This window comes from Stenotrophomonas sp. STEN033, assembly GCF_056856655.1.
This window is the reverse complement of the sequence record NZ_JBXFWM010000105.1, coordinates 1-7,762: the sequence shown is the minus strand read 5'-3', so window position 1 is coordinate 7,762 and position 7,762 is coordinate 1. Positions and strand designations below refer to the sequence as shown.

The 7,762-nt window shown below is 69.1% G+C and carries 9 protein-coding genes; 3 read left to right on the top strand and 6 right to left on the bottom strand.

The window, feature by feature from the left end; all coding sequences use genetic code 11:
- Positions 1-201: 201 nt before the first annotated feature.
- From AC1VXC_RS20585 to AC1VXC_RS20560, 6 genes are all read right to left on the bottom strand, one after another.
- A complete protein-coding gene (locus tag AC1VXC_RS20585; protein WP_423173248.1) occupies positions 202-774 on the bottom strand; it encodes a hypothetical protein in 573 nt (190 codons plus the stop codon).
- A 210-nt stretch (positions 775-984) separates the two neighbouring features.
- Positions 985-1,173: a DUF2950 family protein gene (locus tag AC1VXC_RS20580; RefSeq protein WP_423173249.1), complete on the bottom strand. Its 189-nt coding sequence runs from the start codon at positions 1,171-1,173 to the stop codon at positions 985-987.
- A 159-nt stretch (positions 1,174-1,332) separates the two neighbouring features.
- Entirely contained in the window at positions 1,333-2,697 is a 1,365-nt protein-coding gene (gene hglS, locus AC1VXC_RS20575) for a 2-oxoadipate dioxygenase/decarboxylase HglS (protein WP_423173250.1), read from the bottom strand.
- A 75-nt stretch (positions 2,698-2,772) separates the two neighbouring features.
- Positions 2,773-3,636, bottom strand: coding sequence for a sterol desaturase family protein (locus AC1VXC_RS20570; RefSeq protein WP_423173251.1), 864 nt, complete (start codon positions 3,634-3,636; stop codon positions 2,773-2,775).
- A gap of 9 nt (positions 3,637-3,645) precedes the next feature.
- Complete coding sequence (locus tag AC1VXC_RS20565; RefSeq protein ID WP_423173252.1) at positions 3,646-3,939, bottom strand: EF-hand domain-containing protein; 294 nt, start codon at positions 3,937-3,939, stop codon at positions 3,646-3,648.
- Between the two features lie 116 nt (positions 3,940-4,055).
- A complete protein-coding gene (locus tag AC1VXC_RS20560; protein ID WP_330948317.1) occupies positions 4,056-4,580 on the bottom strand; it encodes a hypothetical protein in 525 nt (174 codons plus the stop codon).
- A 157-nt stretch (positions 4,581-4,737) separates the two neighbouring features.
- Between AC1VXC_RS20560 and ompR the strand changes: the two genes are divergently transcribed.
- From ompR to AC1VXC_RS20545, 3 genes are read left to right on the top strand one after another with little or no spacing between them, the layout of a single operon-like run.
- Positions 4,738-5,493, top strand: coding sequence for an osmolarity response regulator transcription factor OmpR (gene ompR / locus AC1VXC_RS20555; RefSeq protein WP_481539891.1), 756 nt, complete (start codon positions 4,738-4,740; stop codon positions 5,491-5,493).
- On the top strand, positions 5,490-6,755 hold the full coding sequence (locus AC1VXC_RS20550) for an ATP-binding protein (protein ID WP_330948318.1): 1,266 nt from the start codon (positions 5,490-5,492) through the stop codon (positions 6,753-6,755). Before ompR ends, AC1VXC_RS20550 begins: the two co-directional genes overlap by 4 nt.
- 22 nt (positions 6,756-6,777) lie before the next feature.
- A complete protein-coding gene (locus tag AC1VXC_RS20545; protein WP_423173255.1) occupies positions 6,778-7,665 on the top strand; it encodes an alpha/beta hydrolase in 888 nt (295 codons plus the stop codon).
- Positions 7,666-7,762 lie beyond the last annotated feature (97 nt).

The window sequence follows — 7,762 nt, the reverse complement described above, 5'->3', positions numbered from 1 at the left end:
CCACGCATGAACCCCCGATCTGTGCCCGATCTGTGCCCAAAGCGGCGCTTGCGCGGCCGCTTCCTACCCGCCAGACTCGCCAAAAAGGGCGGTTGAACTTCCTATACCCAGTGTGTCGGATGTGCTGAGCATGTCGGTTCCTGTTTGGTTTGTTGACTGATGATGGCAGGCCCGCATGATGCGGGCCCGCCAGGTCGCGCATCAGGATGTGGGCGGGTCGAGTTTCAGGATCAGGCGGTTGGTGTAGTCGATGATCACGGTCTTGCCGACTTTCAGATGCTTGGCGATCTTCGGGTTCTCGATATCGACGGTCAGCGTGCGGCCGTTCGGGCCTTCCAGAGTCACGGTGCCGGCGTCCTTGTCGACCGCGACGATGGTGGCAACGAGATGGATGGTGGCGCCGATGGAAGCGGCCGGATCGTTGATGTTGTTGTTGGTGCCCCCGGAGACTTCCATCACGAACGGTTCGGCTTCCTCCGCCTTGGTCGGCTTGCGCAGTTCCGCCTTGATGTCCACCCCGTAGGTTGCGGTCACCTGCTGGCCGATTTTGACGTTGGCCAGATAGACATTGGACGGGTCAATGGTGACGGTCTGCGTTTTGCCTTCCGGGCCTTGCAAGGTCACACGCTTGTTGGCCTGGTCGATTGCGACGATGGTGGCGCTTTCGGTCACCGTGGTGAATTTTTCCACGGTTTTGACTTTGGCAGAAACGGTATGCATGGAACCGGCAAGCACCGCGGTGGCGGCAAGGATCTTCAGCGTCTTGAATTTCATTTCAGGTCTCCGGAGCGTAACTTTGAAGCACGGTTGAAGGGAAACGGCGGGGCTGTGCATTGGCGTCACTGGCTGGGCCGAAACGAAAAGCCGGGCACGCGCCAGCGCATGCCCAGTTTAATGGCAATTCATATTCCCGGATGGGCTAAAAAACCGAATTTACGGATATTTAACCAACTGTGCCGGCAGTCAGTCCGTAACTGTCAAACATCATTCGGCTACCGTAATCTCCTCGACCTTCATCCAGCTTGCGTCCGGATCGAAGCTGTCGATAGTGGCTACAGCGGTTGCCGTATCCGGTCCGAGGTCTTTTTCGTAGACCACGCCGTCTTGATTGACGATGAAGGTCCCGAATACCGCTTGCCGCTCATACACACCTCCGTGATTGCCGTAATGCACGGCTTGGAGATGTCAACTGAACCCCGGGGCGATTCACTTCGTTATCAAGAATGTTGTCCCGATCCAACGAACTAAGGTGTCCGGACTCCGTTCGCCCCTCACCCGCCCGTTGGGCACCCTCTCCCCGTTGTACGGGGAGAGGGTGCGAGGCGTCAGGCATCAGGCCCGCAGCGCCGCGATCGATGCGTCCTGCGCCTGCTGATACAGGGCGAACGGGTCGTGGATCTTCGCGCCGAGGGCGGCCTCGAATGCGTCTTGGTTGGCATGCGCGTCATACGCGCGCTGTTCGCCCCCGCCCAGGTTGGACTGGAAGATGCCCGCCGCGCTGACCGGCAGGAAGTCCTCGTAGACGATGGGGTCCACGACGGCGTAGCCGGCGTCGACCATCGCGTCGGGCGTCATCGCCGCACGCTCGGCGGCCGGCAATGCGGTGCCGGTGTCGGTCAGCCGGTAGCGGAAGTAGCCCAGGCCTTCGCGGCGCAGCGTGGTCTCGTCATCCGGGAATTCCGCGAACGCCGCCGCCAGCCGCTGCGGATAGTCGGCCGACGTGTTGCCGGCGCCGCCGGCCTGGCGCACCTGCGCGAGCAGGCGGTCGTAGAGCTCGCGCCCGGCCGGCGTCAGCGCCAGGCCGCGCTGCTCGATCTCGCCGAAGCGCGCGCTGTGGCTGCCGGGTACCAGCGTGCCGGTCGCGTCGGGGAAGGCGACTTCCTCTTCCAGCGCCTTGAAGCTGGTCTGGCGCAGGAGGATGGGCACGGCGCGGCGCGGCGGGCCCTCGATCAGCGCCTTGGCCTGGAGGCCGCGTTCGAGCATCGCGGCCTGCGCGGCGTCGATGTCCAGCGTGCGCGGGGTGAGGTGATTGATGTGCGGGCCGCGGAAGCTGACCACGTCGGCCACCAGCCGGTGCAGGCCGTGCAGCGCGCGGTAGGTTTCCAGCGTGACGGTCGCATCGCCGTGCCAGCGGAAGGTTTCCAGCACTTCGGCGACGAAGCGCTGCGCGTCGGCCTCACCCAGCCCGCCGTCGCGTTCGGCCTGTGCGAGCAGCGCGCGCGCGTCGGCGGTGAAGATGTCGCGCTTGGCCAGGATCGCCTCGGCCTTGGCACGCAGCGTGGCATCGGAGATCAGTTCAAGTCGCAGCAGCGAGGTGAAGATGCGGAACGGATTGGCGGCCAGCGCCTCTTCGGTCAGCGGCCGGAACGCAGTCGCATGCACCGGCACGCCGGCCACGGTGAGGTCGTAGTAGCCGACCGGATGCATGCCCATCACCGCGAACACGCGGCCCAGCATCGCCAGTTCCGCCGGCGTGCCCACGCGGATCGCGCCATGGCGCTCCAGGTCCAGGCGCTCGGTCTCGCCGTTACGCTGCAGGCGCTCGGCCAGGGCGGCGTCGCGCTGCAGCGTGGCGTTGTTGATGTCGCCGACCAGCGTGATCAGGTCGCCGTACAGCGGCACCTCGGCGCGGTACATGTCGGACATGGCCTGGGCGAACAGGCCGCGGATGCGGTCGGGCGAAACGAAGGCGGTCATGGGGCTCGGCGGGCGGGCGGCGTGGGGGCCGCGGGGGGCGCGCATTGTCGCCGGCCGAGCCCGCCCGGGCCACTCTCAGTGCCCCGGGCGGGCCTTTTTCGCGCTTCCCGGGATGTATCCAGGCGGCCCGAACAACGTCATGGCGACCTGCCTGACGCCGCGCGCGCGGCGTAAGTCTCGGGCCAGTTTCACCCAGGCGTGGAAGGCGATGGTCACCGGGTTGTAGCTGTCGACCGGATCCACCAGGCCGTAGCGGATCGGCACGTCCGGGCGTTCGTCGCGACAGGTGCCGAACAGGCGGTCGAACACGATCAGCACGCCGCCGTAGTTGCAGTCCAGATACTCGGGATTGCTGGCGTGGTGCACGCGGTGGTGCGACGGCGTGTTGAACACGAACTCGACGGGGCGCGGCAGACGCGGCACCAGTTCCGTGTGCAGCCAGTACTGGTACAGCAGGTTCAGCGCCAGCGCGCCGACCACGTACGGCACCGGGAAGCCCAGCCACACCAGCGGACCGAAGAACACCGCCGCACCCGTGAGCTTGCCGGTCCAGCCCAGCCGGTACGCGGTGGACAGGTTGTACTGCGTGGCCGAGTGGTGGACCGAATGGTTCAGCCAGAACCAGCGCACGCGGTGATCGGCACGGTGCATCCAGTAGTAGCAGAACTCCTGGCCGACGAAGAGCGCCAGCCAATGCCAGGGGCGGTCCATCGCGATCGTGGTCAGGCGGAACTCCCAGATCGCGAACAGCAGCACGGCGACCACGCCACCCTGGATCAGCACGCCCAGCAGCGCACGGCCGGCGGCATCGCCGAAGGACGCCCAATAGCCCTTCCAGTCGTAGCGGACGCCGCGTCGCATCAGCCACGCGGCTTCCACGGCGGCGACGGCGACCAGCACCAGCAGGGGCAGGCCGGCGAACAGGCGGGAGTCGTCCATCCTGCCGCCTCAGCGCGTGCGACGCGCGGCCATCTTCTGGCCGGCCGCACGCATTTCATCGGGCGAGAGCTTGCCGTCGCCGTCGGCATCCAGGGTGTCGAAACGCTTGGCGATGCGCGGCAGTTTCGCGTCGGCCTCGGCCTTGTCGATCAGGCCATCGCCATTGGTGTCGGCGGCTTTCAGGCGCTCGTGCAGGGTGGCCTTCTGTTCGTCGGTTAGGGTGCGCTGCTGGGCATGGGCGGGCGCCACCAGCGCGCATACGGACAGGGCGGTGGCGAGGGGAAGCAGGATGGATCGGGACATCGGGAATCTCCGGGTGAGGGAAGGAACAGGTGCAGGCGCGGCGGGTCGGGAATGCGTCCTTGCGGCAGGGGAGGTGCCAGGCCGCCGCGCCTGCGGGAAAGGGTGCAGCCGGTCGGTCAGTGGCCGCGCGGACAGGCGATGGCGTCACCGGCGGCATTGGTGCAGGTGCGCGTATGCACCAGCGTGCCGTCCGAGACGGTTGTACTGCCGGTGTAGCTATTGCCGTTCGCGCCGGTGGCGGTGGTGCTGCGTGCGCCGGTCACGTTGCCGTCCGCGTCGCGGCTGATGCCACCGCTGGTGCTGGCTGTCCCGCCGTTCGGTCCGTTGGCGTACGCGCTGCCCCGGCGGCCGGCACTGCCGTCGGCGTTGCGGTAGGCGCTGCGGTCGTAACCGGCATTGCCGCCGTTGGCACTGCTGAGGCTGCCGCTGCGCGCGGCGCTCGCATTGCCCTGGCCATCGGCCTGCCAGCCCCGTTGGCGCTGGCTGTCGAAGCGGGCATTGCTGCGCTCGACGGCGACGCTGCCGCCCTGGGCGGTGCGCTGCACGGCGCGGCTGCGTTCGCGGGCTTCGGCCTGGTCGGCGATCAGGGTGGTGGCGCACACGGCGAAAGCGGTGGCGATCAGCAACGGGGTCTTGCTCATGGCGGAATCCTCATCGGGGTGGGGGGTGGCCGCACGGGGAAGCGGCGGCAGGGCCAAGGTAGGGCGGGCAACGGCGGCAGGTGTGTCGCGGTTGACAGCAGATGTGTCTGCCGCCCGCGCCGGAAACATCTGCTTACAAACCGGCCGGAAACGGGGTTTGCCGGGTGTCGCGGCGGCGGGCGATAGTGGCCGCATGGACGAGACCCTGCCCCGCGTGCTGCTGGTGGACGACGACGTGCGGTTGCGCGAGCTGCTGCAGCGATACCTGCAATCGCAGGGCTTCGAGGTGCGCGGCGTGGGCGATGCCGCGCAGATGCGGCAGTCGCTGGATCGCGGCCACTTCGACCTGATCGTGCTGGACCTGATGCTGCCCGGCGAGAACGGCTTGGAGATATGCCGCCGCCTGCGCGGCCAGGGCGACGCCACGCCCATCGTGATGCTGACGGCGAAGGGCGACGAGATCGACCGCATCGTCGGGCTGGAAATCGGCGCCGACGACTACGTGCCCAAGCCGGTGAATCCGCGCGAGCTGCTGGCGCGCATCCGTTCGGTGCTGCGGCGCACGCGCCCCGCGCCCGGTGCGCCGCAACCCGACGGCGGTGAGGTGGTGTTCGGGCCTTTCACGCTGGACCTGGGTCGGCGCGAGCTCACCCGCGACGGCGCGCTGCTGCGGCTGACCAGCGGCGAATTCGCGGTGCTGTCGGTGCTGCTGCGGCATCCACGCCAGCCGCTCAGCCGCGACCGTCTGATGAGCCTGGCGCGCGGCCGCGAGCACGAGGCTTTCGAACGCAGCATGGACGTCACCATCGCGCGCCTGCGCCGCCTGCTGGAAGACGATCCGCGCCAGCCGCGCCTGATCCAGACGGTCTGGGGCGTGGGCTACGTGTTCGTCCCGCCGGAGGCCGCGCCATGAGGGCGCCGTTGCCGCGCAGCGTGTTCGGCCAGCTGGCGCTGGTCATCGCCCTGGTGTTGGTGGGCGCGGGCGTGCTGGCGGTCCTGCTCGGGCGCGAACTCGCCACGCGGCCGGCGGCCGAACAGCTGCTGCGCGCGATGCAGGGCTTCGCCGAAGTGGTCGAAGCGCTCGATCAGCACCAGCCGCACGCACGCACGGTCGCGCAGCTGCGGGATGCCGGGCTGGAAGTGCGCAGCACGCCGCCCGCCGACGCCCGTCCGCGTTTCGCGCCCTTGCTGCGCGAACTGCGCGAACGGGCCGCCGGCACGCTGGGCGCCGGGCGCGAACTGCGGATGGAGGCAGGCCGCGGGCTGCGGGTGATCTGGCTGAAACCGGCCACGCGCGAACCGCTGTGGGTGTCGTTCGCCTACGACCGCCCGGGGACCGGCATGCGCCGCTTCTCGGTGTTCATGCTGATCGGGTGCGTGGCGCTGGTGTGGTTGGCCGCCGCGTACTTCGCGCGCCGGCTGGTGCAGCCGTTGCGCCAGCTCGCGGCGGCGGCACCGGCCATCGTGCGCGGCGACGCCCCGCCGGTCGTCCCGGCGCGCGCGCCGCGCGAAGTCGCCGGCCTGGCACAGGCGCTGGGCGAAGCCAGCCGCGACGTGCGCGCGGCGACGGAAGAGCGTGCGCTGCTGCTCGCCGGCATCTCGCACGACCTGCGCACGCCGCTCACCCGCCTGCAGTTCGCGCTGGAGATGGTGCCCGACACCGATCCCGACCTGACCCGCAGCATGCAGCGCGACATCATGGAAATGGACGCGATCCTGGGCCAGTTCATCGCCTTCGCCCGCGATGGCCGCGACGAAGGCAGCGAAACGGTCGACCTGGCCGCGATCTGCCGCCATGCGGTCGCCGCTGCCTCGAAAGGCTGGCGTGTGGAACTGCCGGAGCACGCGCTGCTGCCGGGCAAGCCGATGGCGCTGCTGCGCGCGGTCGAGAACCTGCTGGTCAACGCCGAGCGGCATGGCACGTTGCCGCTGTCGTTGCGGCTGTGGGCCGAAGGTCCGGCGTGGGTGGTCGAGGTGGCCGATGGCGGTCCGGGCCTGTCCGCCGAAGCCGCCGAGCGCGCACGCCAGCCGTTCGTCCACGACCAGGCAGGCGGCGGCAGCGGCCTGGGCCTGCCGATCGTCGACCGCGTGGCCCGCCAGCACGGCGGCGAACTGCGCCTGCTGCCGAATACGCCCCAGGGCCTGCGCGCGCAACTGTGGCTGCGGGCCGGTTGATCTCCCCCAACAAGGTGATGCGATGAAGACGATGCTGTTCCGCACGGGCCTGCTGGCCTGCGTCCTGACCGCTGCGCTGCCGCTGGCCGCGCAGACCTTCCGCGAACGCCTGCAGCAGGCGCGCGACGCCTCGCGCCAGCCGGCTGCAAGCCCACCGGCGTTGCCCGCCGGCGCCCGTGCGCTGCGCGATGTCGCCTACGGCGACGATCCGCGCCAGCGCTACGACGTCTACCTGCCGGCGCAGCCGCAGCACGCGCCGGTGATCCTGTTCGTGCACGGCGGCGGCTGGGCCAACGGCAACAAGGACAATCCGGGCGTGGTCGAGAACAAGGCCGCGTACTGGCTGCCGAAGGGGTACGTGCTGGTCTCGATCAACTACCGCATGCGACCGGACACCGCGCCCATCGACCAGGCCCGCGACGTGGCGCGCGCCCTGGCCGACGTGCAGAAGCGCGCACCATCGTGGAACGCCGATCCCGCGAACGTGCTGCTGATGGGCCACTCCGCGGGCGCGCACCTCGCCGCCTTGGTCGGCGCTTCGTCCACGCTGTGGCGCGAGGCGGGCGCCGCACGGCCGCGAGGCGTGGTCTCGCTGGACAGCGGCGCGCTCGACGTGCCGCAGACGATGAAGAAGCCCCCGCTGCCGCGCATCTACGACGCAGCGTTCGGCAGGAATCCGGCCGACTGGATCGCCGCCTCGCCCTACCACCAGCTCGCCCGCGACGCGGTGCCGATGCTGTTCGTCTGCTCCGAGCGCCGCCAGGATGCCTGCCCACAGGGTCGCGCGATGGTGGAGAAGGCGAAGACGCTGGGGGTCGAGATGGAGGTGCTGCCGGAAGACCTCTCACATGGCGAGGTGAATCACCTGCGCGGCGATGTCCGATACGAAAACCGGAAAAGGCCGATATGAACCGGCCGGGGCGGGCGCAAGCCTGAGCAGCCATTCCCTGCACCGGAGTGTTTCGTGCCGCGCCTCGCCGCGACCGTGTCGCAGCTGCAGGATGCCG